The following is a 21454-nucleotide window of genomic DNA, read 5'->3' on the forward strand; positions in this document are numbered from 1 at the left end:
TACATCAATGGTCGATTTCATTTAGTAAAAATGGCAAAAAGGGGTCGTAATGAAAACAATTCGTAATTTGTTTTATAATGCATCATATCAATTGCTGATTACGTTGATTCCCTTGTTGACGCAGCCGTACATTTCGAGGGTATTGCTTCCGAAAGGAAACGGGATTTATACATATACGTGGTCAATCATTCAGTATTTTGTATTAATCGGTGACTTGGGTATTACATTATATGGTAATCGGGAGATCGCTTATCACAGAGATGATAAAAAAGAACGATCACGGATTTTTTGGGAAATTGAAATATTGCAGCTCTGTACAACAACGATTTCTGTGCTAGCTTTTTTTCTTTTTCTACATTTTGATCATCAGTATTTTACCTTCCAACTTTTACAAATTGTTTGGCTCATTGCTCAAGGAATTGACATCTCATGGTATTTCATGGGCTTGGAGGATTTTAAAAAAACTGTTTTACGAAATACTTTGGTAAAGGCCGTTTCGGTTATTTTGATTTTTGTCGTTGTCAAAACACCAGCCGATTTGTGGAAATATATTTTGATTCAAGGCGGAGCCCAATTGCTTGGAGGACTGTCCTTATGGCCATATTTGCGCGGGTCAGTTGAACGCGTTTCTGTATCAGTCAACGGGATTATTAAGCATCTGTATCCGGCATTTGTCTTGTTTATTCCTAATATTGCCATACAGGTCTATGCGGTAGTAAATAGAACAATGTTAAAGCAGTTTGACTCCACTGTTTCAGCAGGATATTTTAACTTCTCTGATTCTCTGGTAAAGACGATTCTGTCAATTGTCACAGCTACTGGAACTGTTATGCTTCCGCATATAGCTAATAAGTTTTCTCAAGGGGACATGCGAGGTGTTAATAACAGCCTATATAGAAGCATGAATTTTGTTTCCGCAATTTCTGTTCCGTTGATGTTTGGCTTAGCAGCATTAAGTATGAAATTTGCGCCGTGGTTTTTCGGTCATAAATATAATGAAGTTGGAGAATTAATCTTTTTTGAAACTCCAATTATCGTATTAATAGCATGGAGTACGGTAGTCGGCAGGCAGTATTTAATGCCAGTCAAGAGGATTCGAGATTATACGATTTCTGTCACTATTGGTGCGGTTGCGAACATTATTGTTAACGTACCTTTAATTTTAGCGGTTGGTGCGAGTGGCGCTGCCATTGCAACAGTCATTTCCGAGGCGTTAGTTACTGCCTATCAAGTTTTTGCGGTAAGGGATTCCCTACAAATCAGAAAAATGTTTACGGGCCAGTGGAAGTATTTCGTCAGTGGGTTGGTAATGTTCGTTATTGTTAATTTCATCAGTAGCAGAATATCCATGACGTTTATTCATCTTGGAGTGGAAGTGTTTATTGGCATAATAGTTTATACGGTAGGTGTCATGTTAACTAGGGCACATATTGTCGATGAGGTAAGACGCTTGGTTCGTGCACGGTTTCATTGATTCAAAATGTTATGCTGACATTGTCACCTTCGTCAATAAATGATAATCTAACTTAGTCATAAGATGTTGATCTTAGCAAAAGGGGATTTTTTCAATCAATACAAAGAAAACAGTCAAATCGAGAACTTATCGATTTACTAAAAGGCTATTGGATATTTTGTTATCGGCGCTCGCTTTGATAGTGCTTAGCCCGGTATTTCTTGTTGTGTGGTTAATGTATAAAATCAGTCCTTCCAATCGTGGACCTGTGATCTTTAAACAACGACGAGTTGGAAAAGGCAACAAAGATTTTTACATTTTTAAATTTCGTTCAATGATTGTTAATGCTGACGATAAGCTGCGACAAGATAAAGATTTGTATCAAAAGTATTTGGATAACAATTATAAATTGCCACCCGAAATGGACCCACGGATCACAAGTTTTGGGAAATGGTTAAGAAAATCGTCTGTGGACGAATTGCCACAATTCGTTAATGTACTGCGGGGGGAAATGTCTCTGATTGGGCCTCGACCTGTTGTTCGTGAAGAGCTGGTTGAGTATGGTGATCAGGTCGACAAGCTATTATCGGTTACGCCAGGCGCAATGGGATTGTGGCAGGCGAGTGGCCGAAGCAATATTGGGTACCCTGAACGTTGTGAAATTGAATTGTATTATGTCGATCATGCGTCGTTATGGTTTGATACAGAGATATTTTTCCGCAACATTTTTCATATAGCCAAATCTGATGGCGCATACTAGATTAAGGATGGCAACTAAGATTGAAAACTAAAATCATTGTCGCAACACATAAAAATTACGAAATGCCTGAAAATACGGAGCTTTATTTACCAGTATTTGTTGGCAAATCACTTCATCCAGATGTTAACCATACTTTTCAAGGTGATAATACTGGCGATAACATTTCACTTAAAAACTCTAGCTATAATGAGCTAACTGCTCTGTATTGGGCTTGGAAAAATGTCGATGCTGATGCCATTGGATTGGTACACTATCGGCGGTATTTAAGTTTAAAACGTTCTAAATCGTTGACGGCAATTCTGAATCAAAAGCAAGTTGATCAACTGTTTGAACAGATTGATGTCATTTTGCCAAAAAAACGCAATTATATTATTGAATCCAATTATTCTCATTATATCCATGCTCATCATAAAGAGCCGTTGGACTTAACACGAGATATTATTGAGTCTGATTATCCAAAGTATTTGCAAGCGTTTGACAAGGTTATGAAAAGATCCAGTGCACATATGTTTAATATGTTTGTAATGAAATCCAAATGGCTGGATTTGTACTGCACTTGGCTATTTGATATTTTAGGAAAACTTGAAAAACGTGTGGACGTTACCGATTATGATACATATGAGGGGCGGATATATGGCTTTATCAGTGAGCTGCTACTTGACGTCTGGTTGGATACTTTGAAACCGCAAGTTGCTGAAGTGAATTATGTTCATATGGAAAGTGAGCATTGGCTGAAGAAGGGAACCGCCTTTATTGCAAGGAAAATCAACCCTCAAGTTAGAGAATAGGTAAAAAACCATGGATTTATTGATTTTGACACCATTTATGAATGGGTATGGGGGTACAGAAAAGGTTATCGCAAATTTTTGTGATGCCTTTGCGACCGTCGATCCTCAAAATGTTAATCTGAAAGTAATAGATTTCGGTGGGACAGTGAATGATGCTTGGGCGCGCAATCGTCCCGTGGAAATTGTTAACATGGCGAAAAATCGCAGGATACGAAACGTGCAATACGCTTTGACATTGTATTCTAAGATTTCACGAGTGCTTAGAAATCAAAAATTTGATTTTGTTGTTAGCACGAACCCATTGATGTGGAGCATGGCTTACGAGTTTTGTAAGCGACATAAGCTACGCACAAAAGTGATTGCTTGGTATCATTACTCATTAGAACGTAAACCGATTAGAAATGTTTTTTTAAAGCGTGCTGATTATTACTTTGCGATTAGTACAGGAATTAAAAAAGAGCTGATGGACGCAGGCATTTCACCTGCTCGGGTAAAGTTGATTTTTAATCCAGTTGAGTCAGTTGATCGACCAATTTCTAGGTCTAAGGCAAGCAATCGATTTGTCTATCTCGGAAGAACGATTCTTGACGGTCAAAAGAATATACGTGAGTTATTAGTTTCTTTGTCGAAACTAAATGCTGATTTAGATTGGCACTTAGACTTATATGGAGATGGTGAGGATCGTGATGAAGCGCCTCGGCTTGCTAAAAAATTGGGCATTAATGACCATTTAACTTGGCACGGATTCGTCGAGAATCCCTGGTCAAAAATAACCGTTGCAGATGTTCTTCTGCTAACTTCAACATATGAGGGCTTCCCGATGGTCCTAATTGAGGGAGCATCTCGCGGGTTATTTTTAATTTCGTCTGATTGTCCCACTGGTCCGAGTGATATTGTATCGAGGCAAAATGGTACTTTGTATCCGCTCGGGGATGTTAATTCGCTGTCAAAAAAGATTACCAACATCATTGAACACAAAGATCAATTACCATCTCAGGACCAAATTCGAGGTTCAGTTCACCAATTTCAATATGATGAATATGTAAATAACGTCGTGAAGGCTTTACAAGAAATGGAGAAAGTTAATGGCTGATTATGATTATTTAATTGTCGGTTCGGGTTTGTTTGGTGCTACGTTTGCTTACGAAGCTGCAAAAAGAGGCAAACGTATTAAAGTGATTGAAAAGCGCAGTCATATCGCTGGAAACATTTACACGAAAGAGCAAGATGGCATTCAGGTTCATCAGTATGGTGCTCACATTTTTCACACGTCTGATAAGGACATTTGGGACTATATTCAACAATTTGCAGAGTTCAATCGGTACACAAATTCTCCCGTAGCAAATTACAAGGGTGAACTGTATAATTTACCCTTCAACATGAATACATTTAATAAACTGTGGGGTGTTACAACTCCAGCTGAGGCAAAAGCAAAAATTGAGGAACAAAAGGCTGCTGCCAACATTAGCGACAAGGAACCACGCAATTTGGAAGAACAGGCAATTTCTTTAATTGGAACAGATATTTATACTAAATTGATTAAGGGCTACACGGAAAAACAGTGGGGACAAAAGGCAACTGATTTACCAGCCTTCATTATTCGTCGTTTACCAGTCCGGTATACATTTGATAACAATTATTTCAATGATACGTATCAGGGCATCCCAATCGGTGGATATACGCAGATTGTTGAAAAAATGTTGAATAATAATCTGATTGATGTTGAAACTGGCGTGGACTTTTTTGATAAAAAGGAAGAATATCTGCGTGATTACCCACGCATTATCTTCACTGGCATGATTGATCAATTTTTCGACTATCAACTAGGAGAATTGCAATACCGTTCACTTCGTTTTGAAACCGAAGAGATGGACACTGATAATTATCAAGGAAATGCTGTTATTAATTACACAGATGCGGAGACACCTTATACGCGTGTAATTGAACACAAACATTTTGAGTTTGGCAAAGGCGATAAGGGGAAGACCTTTGTTACTAAAGAATATCCAGCTACTTGGAAACGAGGCGACGAGCCGTATTATCCGGTTAACAACAAGGTAAATAATGACTTGTATTCGCAATATCGTAAGCTTGCTGAATCAGAGCCCAAAGTTTTGTTTGGTGGACGGCTCGGTATGTATCGGTATTATGATATGCATCAGGTTATTCATGCAGCACTGACAGCAGTTTCTAATGAATTCAAATAATTATTTATTTAGTTAATATTTTAATTTTGATTAGCTTAGGACATCATGATTGATGTCCTTTTTTTTGCGAATTGATAGTTTTCTGCTTTGAGTTATATATGAAGAAAAGTTTGCTATACTATCTTGAGAGGTGAAAAAATTGAATATGCCCAGAGAAGGCGAATTTATTGCCATAAAAAGTTATAAACATGATAGAAGTCTGCACCGCACCTGGCGGGACACGATGGTTTTGAAAAATACAGATAATGAATTTATTGGTGTTAACGACCATACATTAGTTACAGAAGATGATGGTCGAAGATGGGTGACAAGGGAACCAGCAATTGTATATTTTCATCGCCACTATTGGTTTAATATTATTGCGATGATTCGAGATAATGGTGTTTCGTATTACTGTAACTTAGCCTCACCTTTTACAATGGATAAAGAAGCATTAAAATATGTGGATTATGATTTAGACGTGAAAGTGTTCCCTAATGGTGAAAAGAAGCTTTTAGACGTTGATGAGTATCAAGCACATGGCCTGAAATGGGAATATAGTGAAGAATTGGATATGATTTTAAAATCCAATGTTAAAGTGTTAGTTGACTGGATCAACAATGCTAAGGGACCGTTTTCAAAAGAGTACATTGATTTATGGTATCGACGTTATCGAATGCTATTGAAAACGAATTACAAAGAAAATGAATCTTTTCTATAGATTGATAGGTGATTAATATTTTTGATAAGTTAAGGCATGAAAATATCCTTTATTGGTCAGCGGTTGCGCTGGCAATTGCGACGTTTGTTTGGGTTTTGACGCAGATGGGTTTTCTATTCCGACCAATTGGTACTTTTATATCTGTCATTTTTGTTCCACTAATAATTTCAGGCTTTCTTTTTTATATGCTGAATCCATTGGTGAAGTTACTTATGAAAGTCAGAGTTGGACGCTTCAGAATTAATCGAACTGGAGGAACAGCTATTGTAATTGTTTCTTTGCTGGGCATAGTTTTGTTGGGAATATTTTCATTGATCCCGATTTTGTCGACACAGATTGGACAACTAATCTCAAACGTTCCACACATTGCGGCACAGTCACAAAAGGTGATCACTAAATATATTGGAGATTCTCACATACTTCAAAATGAAAATGTGGATCACTATGTAAAAGGTCTTGAAAGGTCATTTTCAACATGGGCTCAAACATTTATAAAAAATTTGAGTAATAGTCTTGGATCAATCGTTGGGACGGTGACTAATGTCACGGTTACTGCTATTACAGTTCCTGTGATTTTGTTTTACATGCTGAAGGACAGTAACAAATTTATTCCTGCGATTTCTAAATTTTTACCTTCTAAAAGAAAACAACCGATTATTGATTTGTTATTTAAAATGAGTGAAACAATTTCGCAATATATTTCTGGTCAGGTTATTGAATGTTTGTTTGTTGGCTTTTTCACTAGTATGGGCTACATGCTGATTGGATTGCCCATCGGTATACTACTCGGAATCATTGCCGGTTTATGTAACATTATTCCATACGTTGGCCCGTATATTGGTATCACGCCAGCCATCATTGTGACTTTGATTTTAGCACCTCAAAAAATCATCTGGGTTATTGTTGTTGTTTTGGTTGTACAACAAGTTGATGGAAACATTATTTACCCAAATATTATTGGTAAAACTTTAAAGATTCATCCTCTGACTATTATAATTTTATTGTTAGCGGCTGGACATTTGGCTGGCATTCCAGGAATGATACTTGGAATTCCATTTTATGCGGTTCTTAGAACTATTGTTCAATACGTCTGGAACATTTTTCACTTGGATAGTGACGAAAATGCGTCAAATGAATAACAGAAATGAATAATGAATGTAACTGAAATGAAAAGTCAGTTTGTTATCATTTCTGTTGGTATAGTTAATTATGGCGATTAAGAAAAAGGGGTCTATTTAACGTTGGCATCTAATAAAACTCATTTTAAAATGTATAAAAAAGGAAAGGCTTGGCTTGTGGCCGGCTTGACGATTGGAACGATGGCTCTGGGTGTCACGACCCACACCGCAGATGCTCATGCAGATGCTGGTTCAGGTGCGGTTAGCGATGCAGTCTCAAGCACCGTTTCGATCGGTCAATCTCAAGCCTTAGGAAATAAGGATGACAATAGCAATTCTATTAATTTAGGTGAGGCAAAGTCCGAGTCTAGCAGTGTCGCTACTGATAGTGTTGCAAATTCGTCTGTTTCAAGTACGACAAGTGTTGTAAAGTCATCTGTTTCAAGTGCCCCGAGTAACACAAGTTTTGCAAGCTCATCTTCTTCAAGTGTGACGAGTAATGATCAGTCTGTTTTCTCCGGCGTAACAAGCTCTGCAGTAAAGAACACAGATGTTTCAAATAGTGCGAATAAAGTCAACAGTAATATCAGCGCTTCAAGTTCAGTGCTATCTACTGATGAAAAGGCTACTTCAACAAGCGTTACTGAAACGACAAAAAACGCTGATGGTTCCAAGGCTATAAGTGAATCTTCTGTAAAGTTGAGTGCATCAACAAATACTGAGACAAACTCAGAAAATTCAAGTTCGCAAGTGAAATCTAATGCTGTAAATGTAAACGAAGCGGGAAAAACTAGTACCATTAAGTCTTCTTTTTCAGAAGGGCAATCTGAAATAACCAGTGATAATTCTCGTAATCAATCTGCGGCTGGCTCTAACACTTCAGTAGTCGATAGCACCGAAAGCAGTGCAAATGGGACCGTTGCGACCTCAGCGATGCCTGTCAATGTAATCAATCTTGATGAAGAGGCCACTTCTGCAGAGGTTTCCGCCGCGAAGAGTGCGGCTGCAGAAAACTATCAGGAAACTGGACAGCCACAACAAATTGTTCGAGTTGATGCGTCTTCATACTCGTATGTAAATGCATTTTTGGACAGTATTAAACAGGGTGCACTCAATAGTTGGCGTGAGTACGGTGTATTACCTTCACTAACGGCCGCTCAAGCCATTCTGGAATCTGCATGGGGACAATCCTCATTGGCAATGAATTATCATAACTTATTCGGAATTAAGGGCTCTTATAATGGGCACTCAGTTTTGTTACCAACGCAAGAGGATTACGGTAATGGCCTAGTTACCATTAATGACTATTTTAGAGTTTATCCAGATGCTTCAAGTAGCATTCTCGACCATGCTCTCTTTCTAGTTCAAAATTCACGTTATAGCAATTTACTGTGGCAAAAGGATGCTTGGACGGCCTGTGTCTTGATTCGGCAAGACGGTTATGCTACGGATCCGGTGTATTCATCTTCTCTGTACAACATCATCAAGACATATGGGTTGACGGATTGGGACACAGAAGCCATGAATGTTAGCCGCTGGCAAAACACTAGTAATGGTTGGCAATATACGAACAGCAATGGGGATGTGTCTAAGGGTTGGTTTACCGATGATAGTAACCATTGGTATTATGCAAATGATCAAGGATACATGCAAAGTTGGTGGCTGAACCAGAACAATCAGTGGTATTTCTTGGGCACTAACGGTGCAATGCAAACGGGCTGGGTAAATCCTTCTGGTACCTGGTATCATACAAACGGTAGTGGCGCCGTTCAGACTGGTTGGGTTTTCGATAATAATACCTGGTACTATATGAATCCGGATGCTTCTGGCGCCATGCAAACTTGGTGGCTATGGAATAATAATTCATGGTATTTTTTGAATAGTAATGGTTCCATGGCAACTGGTTGGATGAACAATGGCGTGGGCTGGTATCATTTAGACAATAGTGGCGCTATGCAGACTGGTTGGCAGTGGCTGGACGGTGCATGGTATCATTTAAACCAAGATGGCACGATGAGCAACTGGTGGTTTATAGATAATGGTGCGTGGTATTTCGTCAATTCTAGTGGTCAGATGCAAACTGGCTGGCATTTTGTTAATAATGGCTGGTATTACTTTAATGATAGTGGTCAGATGGTTTCCAATTGGTTTACTGCCAATGGTCAAAGCTATTATCTTGATCCTAGTTCCGGTAAAATGGCTACGTGGTGGCGATTTATTAATGGTCACTGGTATTTCTTCGACCAAAGTGGCGCCATGCAGACTGGTTGGGTCACAATCAGTGGAAAAGCCTATCATTTTAATAATGAGGGCCAAATGGATGTCGGTTAATTAATGAATTGTTTTTATTGAAAAGGTTGCTCTAAACGGCAACCTTTTCGCATTTTCTAGCACTAAAATTACATTTTTACCATAGTTTTCCGATTAAACTTGTTTGTTAGCCGTGGGTTGCGTATTATTTTTATATTAACAGTAGTTTAAAGATTAAAACATAGAACGAACTTGAAAGGTAGAACAAAGTATGAGTGAAGGAATTGTTAAGAAAAAAAGGGTGGCTTGGGTTGACATTGCTAGGGGCATAGCGATTCTGGCTGTGATCTTAGGTCACTCTATTTTTGATGTGAAATTAAATTACAATAGTTATGTGGCTCATGTTATTTTTGCGTTTCATATGCCTATCTTCTTCATTGTTAGTGGGTACTTTTATCGCGAAAAAACGTTAAAGACAGAATTAAAAGGCGGCCTTTGCAATCTGATTTTGCCGTACCTGATGACTGCCGTATTCGCATTTATTGCGGTTATTGTAGGCATGATTTGGCAGCATAATCCTGTTATGTATAGTTCAATGAGTATCCCTCAATTTTTACTAGCTGTTTTGTACGGATTTGGCGGTGGACCAGCACACTCTGCAGGAATCCCTGCAATTGGCGCGACATGGTTCTTAATGGCGATGTTTGTTGCCATTCAAGTCTTTAATTGGAGTATGCGTTTAACCAACAAGTCAAATAGTTTGCTACGTTTGGCACTTTTCTTGACATACGCGGTAATGGGGATTGCTATCAATCAAGTGGTTTTCTTACCATGGGCTACGAACTCGGCCTTGCTAGTGCAGCCCTTTTTGTACGGTGGCTATTTGTTGAAAAAAAGTGAATTGGCAGAGAATATTAAATGGCCAGTTCTTGTGATAAGCTTGCTGCTCTGGCTATATTCCGCTCATATATCATTTTTACAGCTCTCAGCGGCTTCAATGCCGTACTACTTAGAGCAGTTCATGGGTGCTTTTGGCGGTAGCATGATTGTTTTTTGGATTTCTCAAAAAATTGAAAAACATTCACGTATCTTAACGAACATTTTCAAAAAGTATGGTAGCCAATCAATTGTTGTGTTTTGTTTTCATGCATTTGATTTATCGTATGTGTCATTAATTGCGCTATTAGATGTTTATGTTTATCCAGTTGTGAAAAATCAATATCTGTTTTTAATTATTGTTTATGCTTACAGACTTTTAATACCAACGGTAATGATGCTATTAATGCCTTACATTAAGGGATTAAGAAGCTTTTACCTAAATAGAAACTTTCCATTTAGATTTCAAGTTAAGAATGAAAAGAACTTAATCAAACAAGGAGATCAAAAATGAAAAACGTGTGTGCCGTGCTTGTGACATACAACAGGTTAGAATTGTTGAAAGAGAGCATCTCAGCAATTTTGAATCAATCGTACAAAGTTCACCAGTTGATTATCGTTGATAATCAGAGTACTGACGGCACGTCTGATTATTTGAAACAAACAGATGACGCTAGAATAAAAGTGTACACGCCAAGCAAGAATCTAGGTGGAGCGGGCGGTTTTCAAATAGGAATTAATCAAGCCATGCAAGATGTGGAAAATGATTTTGTTTGGATTATGGATGATGATACGATTCCTCAGAAAGATTGTTTAGACCAGCTACTTAAGCCAATCGTCTCCGTCTTAGTTGAATCTACTGGCTTTATGTGTAGTAATGTACGATGGACGGACGACAGCGCTGCCGTAATGAACATTCCGTACACAACGAGTTACTGGAATGAGCTGGCCCAGCAGGGGCTTATTCAGGTGAGGGCTGCTTCATTTGTGTCACTTCTAGTTTCAACTAAAATTATTCGTGAAGTTGGTTTGCCTATCAAAGAATTTTTTGTGTGGGGAGACGATTATGAATTTACTTGGCGAATATCAAAAAAATATAAGAGTTATTGTGTAAGTAGTAGTCTTGTGACGCATAAAATGGGGGCTAATCACGGAGTTGATATTGTTACAGATACCATTGGGAGAATTCCGAGATACTTTTATAGTTTTCGAAACTCCCTCTACACTGAAAGGCACCATGATGGTGTAAAGGGCTTTACAATTCAGATTCTACGTGAATTTTATTCTGTACATAAGGTCTTGCATCATAGCAAAGACCATAAATGGCTCAGAATTAGATATATATTTAAAGGAATGTTCGCGGGATTGGCGTTTAACCCTCAGATACAATTTCCCAAGGAGAGGCTTTAACAGTATGGGTGAAGATACATTAACATTAGGGCAAATTCATGGGCACGAGTTGCGGATGCTTGAATATTTGGATCATATTTGCAGAGAAAATAATATTGAGTATTATCTTTGTGGTGGCACGTTGATTGGTGCTGTTAGACATAAAGGCTTTATTCCTTGGGATGATGATGTTGATGTCTATTTGAAGCGTCCTGATTATGAACGATTAATTCAACTGATCAATCCCAAAAGTGGGTACAGGGCTCTTAGTATTGATAACGATCAATCCTATTATTATTCGTACGCAAAATTAGTTGATACATCTACTAAAGTGCTAGAATCAAATAAATTTAAAATAAATGGGTATGGACTGTTTGTTGATTTGTTTCCACTCGATGTGTGTCCGTCTGGGTCGACACGGCGAAAATTTTTTTTGTGGCATGAGGCATTTTTAAGGAAATGTGTCATGACTTCAATCCAAAAATACAGCTTACATCGGAATATTATCAAACGATTGGTTGTCAGAATAACACATTTGATTGGGGCCAGACGTTTTTCGAAGAGGTTGGACAAAGTTGCTAGAAAACATAACAATGAAACGAGCACTTTGCTGGCGGATGCAAGTGGGGCCTTGTCAGTTGACTATTTTCTTCAGGCTAAATGGTTCAATACAACAGCAGATTTATCTTTTGAAGGTTTAAAACTAAAGGCTCCGATTGATTATGCAGCCTATCTTTCATATTCCTATGGCGACTATATGAAGCTCCCACCGAAGGATGAACGAGTGGATCATAAGCTAACAGTAATTTCTGCAGAGAAAGGAATTCCTAAGGATGAAAATTAATTATTCAATATCTGATCTTTGGAAAATTTTTTGGCACAATATTATTATTGTGATTTTATCGGGTGTCTTGTTTGGTGGGGCAACTTATCTATTCTTTAGTCATCGTCAGACTGCAACATACACTGCTCAACGGACAATTACGGTTTATCATACTGGTGACGTTACAAAGGAAGCTAACTTAATTCAGGCCGATGTGTTAAGCATGAATACGTACGCTAGCATAATTAATGATCCAGTAGTAATGACGCCCGTCTATAATGATATGAAGGCAACCAAGAACTTTAGCTATACTAAGAAAAACATTTCAAAACAAGTTGTCGTTGTGCCGGCACCAAACTCGGCGTCGATGACAATCAATGCAACAGCTAACGATCCTGCAGTTGCAATAAAAATGGCGAACGCGACCGCCGAGGTTGCTAAGGATACATTACCTCAGTATATTAAACATTCGGCTAAAATTAGACTTTTGGCAAATGCAAATCAACGGACAGTGTCGAAAACGGTGACACCTAATGTAAAGAAATTGTCCATTTACGGTTTGGCAGCCGGAATTGTTTTAGGGGCAATTTTGGGATTTGGAATAGATTTGTTTAGAAACCAACGAAAATAGGATAGGTCATTACAATGTCGGGTATTTTAATTCCAGTTTCACTTTTCACAAAAGTATTCTCATACGGATTACCTGGAACAATTGCCGGGCTACCATTTATTGTTTTTTTTATTTTAGTCCTGTTTCAGGCCAGTCAAAGAACAGATACGTTAGTGAAGCCACATATTCCTACAGCGACACTTTTCTATGTTCTCTTGATTTTTGTTTTGCAATTTTGGGCAATAGGGCGGTCCTACGAAATTTTTGGTGATTCAATCCAAGGAATTGGTGTTAGCACTTCGTTTGTCGATATTATAGGGTTGGTTGTCACTGTAATTATTGCTTACTATGCAGTGAAATTAACGGTGGTCACGGAGGCCAATATTGTAACCTTCATTAGATCAACCATTATTACATTAATTGTTTTTGAAATCTTAGTGTTAATTCCACAAATTATTGCCTCTGTGTCCCCACATATGCACGCATGGGTGAACCTTTTGGGTTCATTATTTGAAAAGCGGTGGCACGGACGAAACTTTTATGATAATGGCAGTTATTCAACAACCATGGGACGCATTAATGGATTCGAGGCTGAGGCTGGCTATTTAGCTGGACAAATTGGATTGGTATTTGTGCCGATTCTTGTCTCTGGCGTTGCGAATCATTTTAGCTTCTGGAAAAATGGTAAAGAGACGAAAAGGCAATACGTTGGTGGTGTGTTCCTTTTAGTGTTGACCTTAGCAATTTTATTTTTTGCAAAGACAACGACTGGTTTTGTCGTTATTGGTCTCTCAGCAGTCATGCTTTTTTGGAAGGCTAATGGTCGTGATAAAAAAATTCTTTTATTGCTGTGCTTAGTCGGATTGGTTAGTTTGGCAATAGCGTATATATTTGTGTCCCCACTAAGACATTTGTTAAATCAGTATCTCTTCCAGAAATCTGGAACAGAGAATCGTGCTGGTGGCACGATTGCATTACTCAAGACTTTTGTTGATCATCCCTTTATAGGTGTGGGTAACGGTTGGGCGGGTCCATATTTGGTTAATAACGCTCCAGCTTGGTCCAAAAACAATTGGGAATACATCTACGTTTATTCAGTCAGCGGATATCCTGTGTTGAGCGTTTGGGGTGGTTGGCTGGCTCAGTATGGTCTACTACTAGTTGCGATTCCGCTTGTGTATTTGGGCCGTCAAGTCAAAAGCATAATTTCCTTTAAAAAGGAATTGAAATTGAATAATGTACAAAACAATAGAAGTATTGCTTTATATGTTTTTTTGACAGATGCCTTTGAAATATTCTTGGTAATGTTTTTCGCCTTGGCCTTTTTGGTTTTCTCATGGTCTGAATATTATATTCTGGTGTCGCTATTTTTCTATATTGTTGGAATAAAGCTTTTACAAAAGACAATTAAAAAGGAAATGCTATGAATATTTCAAATATATTGAGAAAAGTTGTTGCATCATTAGGTGCAGCAATGTTTGTTTATCTATTATCCATTTCTATAAACGTAAGTAAAAACGATTCACAGATGTTTTCTTGGCCACTACTAGTAGCCGAAACTATAGCGGCGACAATAATCGCTATTGTCCTAATACGTATTTTTGAAAACCATGTTATGGTATCAAAATGGTTTTTGATTCTAGCATGTGTATTTTCCGTGTTATTACAAATTTTTATGGCAACACATTTTATCGGTGATAACATTTGGGATGGCCTAAGTATCATGATGCAAGGTTATGATTTAGGTCGAGGGAACGGTCACTGGATGTCGTATTTCTCTTCCTTCCCGAATAACGTTAACCCTGCTCTAATATTAGGATTTCTGTTAAGGGTTTTCCCCAAGCTATCTACAAGCAGCATTGCGATCATGCTTAACTTGATTATGATGTTCTTGTTTGATTTAACGCTATTTTCCTGCTTTTTAATATTGAAAAAACGCGTCAATGTAAACATTGCAACGGTTATTTTAATGGTAATGGTTTTGTTTTTTCCTTTTTATGCACTTGCCCTTTTCTTTTATCCAGATGCGTTAGCTATTTCATTCCCCGTTTTATCTGCTGTTTGTATTGAAAAATTTTGTGAAAACACGCGATTTAAGTGGTATTGGCTTGGTACAGGAATCTTTCTGTTAATTGTTGGTATCGAAATGAAGACAAATGTCGCTGTGTTTGCTATAGGTTTGCTCATCGCTTTTGTACTTTTCTTTGATTGCAGTTATTCTCGGTATTGGATTAAAAATGCGGTATTAGTTTTGTTAGTTTTCGGTATTGTCACCGCTGGAACTATCGGCGCTACGAAATTGATTCAAACAAATGCTGGTTATGAAACTAAGAATCAATATAAAATTCCTTGGCAGCACTGGACAATGATGGGACTGAATACACAATCTCATGGTGCTGTGAGCTCAGAAGATTATGCATATACAGTTAAGAGACCGACTCTTGCTAAAAAAAAGAAGGCTGATCAATCGCAGATACAAAAACGACTCAATAAAATGGGAATTGCTGGTTTCTTTGAGCAAATGCAAAACAAAACTATTTTGCAGTGGCAAGATTCAGCAGTTAGTTCTTATTCTGTGCTGAATCAATATAGGCGCTATTCTGCCGGATATAATTTTCTGATGGGAAATAAAAGCGCTTTGTGGCGAAATTTAAATCAAGTCATCTATATTATGGCGTTATTGTTGGCAGCCCTTTCTTGTGTGGTTAGAATTTTTAAATCGAAGACTAACAACGACTTCTTCTCTTGGTATTGGGCCTTACTTTCAGTCATCGGCATTTTTCTTTTCCATAATTTATTATGGGAGTCGGAAAATCGATATGCATACATTGTGTTGCCGTTTCTGTTCATACTGGCAGGCACAGGGTTAAATAATTTGAACTCTATACTTAAAAGTATGGAGGACGCTAAGCCGTATAAAGGCACTTTGACACTTATAGCTACTATCATGGTTGCCTTTGCAACCTGGGGAATGGTGGATAATTGGGCGTTAACAAAGCCTGTTGAGATGCAGAACATTGGTGCCAATCAGGTACAAGTTAACAAAGTCAAAGAGTTTGGCCACGGTCGATATGTTAAACAGACTGTCAATGTCAGTAAGGCGTTTAATACTATAAAGTTACAGGTACCCTTAAATGAACATGTTGAGTATCAAGTTACCAACGATCAAGGTCAGAAATTGGCTGTTACGGCTACTGTGTTGAGTGAAAATAATGACAATTTTAATTTTCAATTAAATACAATGACTCAGCCGGCCGGTCTATATCATATTTATTTAAAAAATAATGGACATGAGAAGTTAGGATTGTATTATTTGGATTCGGGTAATTATTGTCTTACTAACCATGTATTTAATGAGAAGCCAAATAGTTCGTTGGCATATTCTTTCTTTGAAGAGACGATGGGTTACAATATTCGTCGATCTATGCTGGTTGGCATTTATTTGATTTTGATATTATTATTTATTTGTGTGATTTTAGAGAGTTTCCTAAATGTGAAATCATTGAACCGTGTTTTGGGTGGCTATCGATATGGTAAGAGATTTAAGAAAGGGAGGCGTTAGAAATGGTTTTGGCGAAAATTAAGGAATTGATTTTTGGACTACTTGGTTTTTTTGGCGTTTTGGGATTTATCTCCAGTGTTTTTTTTATCCCAACAAAGGGTACATTTCAATTCAATACAAATTGGTTTAGTCCTTTCTTTTTAATTATTTCAGCCTTTGCATTTAGCCTTTTTTTGTGGTTGAGAAGTAGGGAAAGTACAGTTAATTCTGATGCAAAAGTGAAGCAAAAGAGTCGGTTCTTGTTTCTTGGCATATTAATATTGCAAATTTTAGTCGTTTTCATGTTCAAAATTCCTGTAGGATCAGACGACTTACGAGTAAAAACACAAGCATATGCCTTGATGAATAACAATTTGATTCCTTGGACCGATTACTTCACCAAGTTCCCTAACAATGTTAATACTTCCATAGTCTATAGTTGGATTTTGAAGGGGTTATCCATTCTTTTTCCAGGCAAACTTGATGTTGCTGTGCCAATACTGTTAATACTTCTGCTGGATGGCGCCCTGTTCTTGTTGTTAACAGTGATTGAAAAGAAAAAAGGTGTAAAGTCTGGATTGATTTTTTTAATGATTAGTTTTCCTCTTTTGCCTTTATACATGATGATGCTTAGTTTTTACACTGATGGTCTTGTTGTTTCTTTTGCCATATATGCAATATTCTTTTTTCACAAGTACACGGACTTTTCCGAAGAAAATCTGCGATGGTTCTTCTTTGCAATAGCCTGTATATTTCTAGCAATAGGTTTTTTTATCAAACCAAATATTGTTTTGATGTTAATCGCACTAGTTGTCGCTAGCTTGCTTAGTTTTAGAAGGGGAGACCTTACTAAGGGAAATTTGCAAGAGGCACTAATCAGAATCTTAATCATCGCTGCAGTTGTGTTTGTTGAGGTTGTGTCTAGTGCGTCTATTCAAAAATCTTATAGGTTTACAAAAAATCCAGAGGTTCAACAAAGTAGTATTGAATTTGTTTTAATGGGCATAAAACCTGGAACCGATGGACAGCTAGATGCCAATGATATGGGGGATGCTGCGCAATTTACTAACATTAAATCGCTTGCCAAAAGACAAAAAGCGGAAGAAAAGGTTATTAGTGAACGAATTGACCAGATGGGACCTACTGGTCTTATTGAACATTTCTGGAGAAAATTTAATTTTGTCTTTGGCCGAGGCACCATGGATGCTGATAGCAGTGGACTTCAAGCGACCCATCCGTGGGTACAAAGTAGATTGAGTGTTTTCATGTTTTTGTGGGATAATGTGACACAGGTCTCGTATATTATTGTTATGTTAGGTTTAGCGATTTTCGGACTAACTGAGATTAAAAGAAAAAGCAGTTTTGTCAATTTGTTTGTTTCACTTAGCTGTCTGGGTGTCATTTTGTTTCACACTTTTATTTGGGAAGCTGAGTCTCGTTACGCATTTATCGTATTACCGTTTATGCTTTTTCTAAGTGCTCAAGGATTGGCTAGATTATTTGAACTCCTCGATGACCATGCGAGTGGCATTTCCTTTGGGGTACGGCGCAATATTTGTGGAACCCTGTTAGTTGCTCTAGGGATAGTGGCGATAGCTACCAGTTATCCTTTGCTATCCATCCAATACTCCTCGAAAATACATGCTGCACAAGAACCTGGTCTAACATTTAATCAACCGACCCCGTTTGAAATAAAAGCACATGGAAAAGCGTATCAAACGTTTAAAGCGTCTAGAGATTTTAATCAAGTTTCTTTGTACGCCCAAGAATTATTAACTGAGGGTGTGTCCACCAGCATAATTGACTTGAGTTCACAACGCACGATTCATGCGGATAACAAAAACATTTCAAACGATGGGTGGAGAAACTTCTTATCTATTCCCATTCAAGGGCATGCGGGCAAGTATTCTATTAGAATAAACAACAACACCAATCGGGCTCTTAAAATATTCAGTGTTAATTACAGTCCAGATTACCCTTTGTCTTCTGGTAGTCTAAAAGGTAGTAACCAAAAGGGTTATTATTTAGCTTTTGATGCAGGGACGAACACCGGCCAAAAATCGTTACTGAAGCCATATCAACTGCTACTTTTAACGTTATTGGTACTGGCCTACTGCTGGTTGGCAATCAGTAGGGTTAGAAAAATGGAATAATTATACTGTTGTTTTAAAGTACTTTTGCTGTTGAAATCTAACTCGTGAGTCATTTATAAGGAGCTTGAAATGAAAAAAAAGTTAACAATTGTTTTGCCTTGTTACAATGAAGAAGAAACATTACCAGATACTTTGCCAAAACTACTAGATATATTGGCTAATTTAAAACAAGAAAATAAAATTGCGCAAGATAGCTGTCTATTGTGCGTAGATGATGGGAGTTCAGACAACACTTGGCAAATCATCAATGAATTCAACTCCAAAGGATTGTCTGTTTTTGGGGTTAAATTTAGTCGAAATTATGGACATCAAAATGCATTGATTGCAGGATTGTCTGTTGCTGTTAAGACCTCTGATTTAATGATTACGATTGACGCGGATCTACAAGATGACGAGTCAACTATACCTGATATGGTTAATAAAGCCCAAAGCGCAGATATTGTTTACGGTGTAAGAGATAACAGAGATACCGATTCCGCCTTCAAAAAGATAAGTGCAGACGGTTTTTATTGGATAATGAAACATTTAGGTGTTGATATGATTCCGAACTCAGCGGATTATCGTTTGATGTCCAAAAGAGCCGTGAATGAATTTTTGAAGTATGATGAGAGAAACATGTTCATTAGAGGAGTTGTTCCTCTTGTTGGTTTTAAAAGTGACGAAGTTTTTTATGCACGAAAAGAACGACAGGCAGGAGAAACAAAGTATCCATTGTCTAAGATGATTCATTTTGCACTTGATGGAATTACATCCTTTTCGATTGCTCCTATACGAATAATTATGAATTTAGGTTTAACAATCGCGTTAATCAGCGTATTTTTACTAATATATTCACTCGTTCAACACTTTGCCGGAAATACCACTACTGGATGGTCCTCTTTAATCACATCTATATGGTTTCTTGGTGGCATTCAATTGATAGCAATAAGTGTTATAGGGGAATATATAGGAAAGATATTTACTGAGGTAAAACATCGTCCAAGATACACAATTGAAATCGATCAGGCTAACAACATAGGTAAAGTCGACAGGGCTAGTTAACTCATTTCGAATTTTGAGACAGCAATACCAAGTGTTTATACGATTTGAGGTTATAGTGTATTTCGGCCGGTTGAATAATTTTTGACAGTGTGTAGTCTGTTCTGATTTTTAAGACGAGGATACTGATGACTATTAAGAAAGTTGGGACAATGATTAGCTTAAAAGGCAAGATTGAAAAAAGACGAACATTTGCTATTATTTCTCACCCAGATGCTGGTAAAACTACAATTACTGAACAACTGCTGCTTTTTGGTGGGGTTGTTAGAGAAGCTGGTACAGTTAAAGGACGTAAAACCGGAAAATTTGCAACTTCTGACTGGATGGAGATTGAAAAGAAACGTGGGATTTCTGTTACCAGTTCAGTAATGCAATTCGATTACCAAGGGAAGAGAATTAACATCTTGGATACCCCTGGACATGAGGATTTTTCTGAAGATACTTATCGAACTTTAATGGCTGTTGACTCAGCAGTGATGGTAATCGATTCAGCAAAGGGGATTGAACCGCAGACAAAAAAGCTATTTCAAATTTGTAAAATGCGTGGTATTCCAATTTTTACTTTTATTAATAAGCTAGATCGTGATGGTCGTGAACCATTAGACTTGTTAGGAGAAATTGAAGATGTCTTAGGCATCGAAACTTACCCAATGAACTGGCCCATTGGAATGGGAAAAGGTCTAAAGGGCCTCTATGATATTTATAACAATCGTGTTGAACTATTTCATAAGGGTGAAAAATCTAGTTATTTAGAGTTGGATGACTCTGAGGACATTGCCGTTGATGAACCATTGCACGACGACTCAATTTGGCAGGATACGCGGGACGAAATTGATTTGATCAAATCCGCTGGTAATACGCTTAACGAAGATAAGGTGATGTCTGGTGATCTAACACCTGTATTCTTTGGTTCTGCGTTAGTTAACTTTGGAGTTGAAACTTTTTTAAATGCGTATTTAAAATTTGCACCAGGTCCAACGGCACATAAAACTCGAGCTGGTGAAATTGTTGAACCGACAAACGAACAGTTTTCTGGTTTTGTTTTCAAAATTCAGGCAAATATGAATCCGAACCACCGGGATCGTATTGCTTTTGTTCGCATTTGCTCAGGGGAGTTTGATCGCGGTATGGATGTTGTGCTGGAGCGCGGACAAAAGGTGATTAGACTAAACAATTCCACTCAGTTTATGGCCGAAGAACGTGAAAATGTGGATCGTGCAGTTGCTGGTGACATCATAGGGTTGTATGATACAGGTAATTTTCAAATAGGCGATACAATTTATTCGGGTCATGATGATTTTCAATTCGAAGAATTGCCACAGTTTACACCGGAACTGTTTGTTCGTGTAACGCCTAAAAATGTGATGAAGCAAAAATCATTTCATAAGGGTATTGAACAATTAGTTCAAGAAGGTGCAATTCAGCTATTTAGATCGTTTAGCTCAAACGAATATATTTTGGGTGCCGTAGGTCAATTACAGTTTGAAGTTTTTCAATTTCGAATGGAAAATGAATATCATTCTGACGTTATTATGGAACCAATGGGCAACAAGATTGCCAGATGGATTGATTCTGACCAGCTTGATGAAAATATGGCCTCATCGAGAAATCTCCTAGTCAAAGACAGAAGAGGACAGCCACTCTTCTTATTTGAAAATCGTTTCGCTGAAAATTGGTTTATTCAAAAATACCCGAGTGTAAAATTGACGAGTAAATTGTAGGAGTAACTTTTTCGTTCTAGTAAGTAA

General features: G+C 37.8%; 17 protein-coding genes. All 17 read left to right on the forward strand.

Translation table 11 applies throughout. The features are described 5' to 3' along the window. Nucleotides 1-49 precede the first annotated feature (49 nt). Nucleotides 50-1474, forward strand: a complete 1425-nt coding sequence (locus tag LROSL1_RS04735) for a flippase (protein WP_178913902.1) — start codon at nt 50-52, stop codon at nt 1472-1474. Between the two features lie 94 nt (nt 1475-1568). Continuing rightward, complete coding sequence (locus tag LROSL1_RS04740) at nt 1569-2213, forward strand: sugar transferase (RefSeq protein ID WP_161002542.1); 645 nt, start codon at nt 1569-1571, stop codon at nt 2211-2213. A 20-nt stretch (nt 2214-2233) separates the two neighbouring features. Next, nucleotides 2234-3001, forward strand: coding sequence for a DUF4422 domain-containing protein (locus LROSL1_RS04745; protein ID WP_178913903.1), 768 nt, complete (start codon nt 2234-2236; stop codon nt 2999-3001). Nucleotides 3002-3011: 10 nt separating this feature from the next. Beyond that, entirely contained in the window at nt 3012-4094 is a 1083-nt protein-coding gene (locus LROSL1_RS04750) for a glycosyltransferase (protein ID WP_178913904.1), read from the forward strand. Beyond that, nucleotides 4087-5208 (forward strand): UDP-galactopyranose mutase, encoded by a 1122-nt coding sequence (gene glf, locus LROSL1_RS04755; RefSeq protein ID WP_178913905.1) that lies wholly within the window; start codon nt 4087-4089, stop codon nt 5206-5208. Before LROSL1_RS04750 ends, glf begins: the two co-directional genes overlap by 8 nt. A gap of 145 nt (nt 5209-5353) precedes the next feature. Beyond that, nucleotides 5354-5908, forward strand: a complete 555-nt coding sequence (locus LROSL1_RS04760; protein ID WP_161001966.1) for a DUF402 domain-containing protein — start codon at nt 5354-5356, stop codon at nt 5906-5908. A gap of 17 nt (nt 5909-5925) precedes the next feature. Beyond that, complete coding sequence (locus LROSL1_RS04765) at nt 5926-7047, forward strand: AI-2E family transporter (RefSeq protein ID WP_225440573.1); 1122 nt, start codon at nt 5926-5928, stop codon at nt 7045-7047. Between the two features lie 102 nt (nt 7048-7149). Beyond that, nucleotides 7150-9357 (forward strand): glucosaminidase domain-containing protein, encoded by a 2208-nt coding sequence (locus LROSL1_RS04770; protein WP_178913906.1) that lies wholly within the window; start codon nt 7150-7152, stop codon nt 9355-9357. 190 nt (nt 9358-9547) lie between these two features. Next, complete coding sequence (locus LROSL1_RS04775; RefSeq protein ID WP_178913907.1) at nt 9548-10666, forward strand: acyltransferase family protein; 1119 nt, start codon at nt 9548-9550, stop codon at nt 10664-10666. Further along, nucleotides 10663-11562, forward strand: coding sequence for a glycosyltransferase family 2 protein (locus LROSL1_RS04780; RefSeq protein WP_178913908.1), 900 nt, complete (start codon nt 10663-10665; stop codon nt 11560-11562). Before LROSL1_RS04775 ends, LROSL1_RS04780 begins: the two co-directional genes overlap by 4 nt. Nucleotides 11563-11566: 4 nt before the next feature. Beyond that, nucleotides 11567-12385, forward strand: coding sequence for a LicD family protein (locus LROSL1_RS04785; RefSeq protein ID WP_178913909.1), 819 nt, complete (start codon nt 11567-11569; stop codon nt 12383-12385). Beyond that, on the forward strand, nt 12375-12995 hold the full coding sequence (locus LROSL1_RS04790) for a YveK family protein (RefSeq protein WP_178913910.1): 621 nt from the start codon (nt 12375-12377) through the stop codon (nt 12993-12995). Before LROSL1_RS04785 ends, LROSL1_RS04790 begins: the two co-directional genes overlap by 11 nt. A 14-nt stretch (nt 12996-13009) precedes the next feature. Further along, entirely contained in the window at nt 13010-14401 is a 1392-nt protein-coding gene (locus LROSL1_RS04795) for a hypothetical protein (protein ID WP_178913911.1), read from the forward strand. Further along, complete coding sequence (locus tag LROSL1_RS04800; protein ID WP_178913912.1) at nt 14398-16536, forward strand: glycosyltransferase family protein; 2139 nt, start codon at nt 14398-14400, stop codon at nt 16534-16536. Before LROSL1_RS04795 ends, LROSL1_RS04800 begins: the two co-directional genes overlap by 4 nt. A gap of 2 nt (nt 16537-16538) precedes the next feature. Next, on the forward strand, nt 16539-18668 hold the full coding sequence (locus tag LROSL1_RS04805) for a glycosyltransferase family 39 protein (protein WP_178913913.1): 2130 nt from the start codon (nt 16539-16541) through the stop codon (nt 18666-18668). A gap of 69 nt (nt 18669-18737) precedes the next feature. Next, nucleotides 18738-19709, forward strand: coding sequence for a glycosyltransferase family 2 protein (locus tag LROSL1_RS04810; protein ID WP_178913914.1), 972 nt, complete (start codon nt 18738-18740; stop codon nt 19707-19709). Between the two features lie 149 nt (nt 19710-19858). Next, nucleotides 19859-21427, forward strand: coding sequence for a peptide chain release factor 3 (locus LROSL1_RS04815; RefSeq protein ID WP_178914924.1), 1569 nt, complete (start codon nt 19859-19861; stop codon nt 21425-21427). Nucleotides 21428-21454: the final 27 nt, after the last annotated feature.

The organism is Furfurilactobacillus rossiae, assembly GCF_013394005.1.
Lineage (GTDB): Bacteria > Bacillota > Bacilli > Lactobacillales > Lactobacillaceae > Furfurilactobacillus > Furfurilactobacillus rossiae.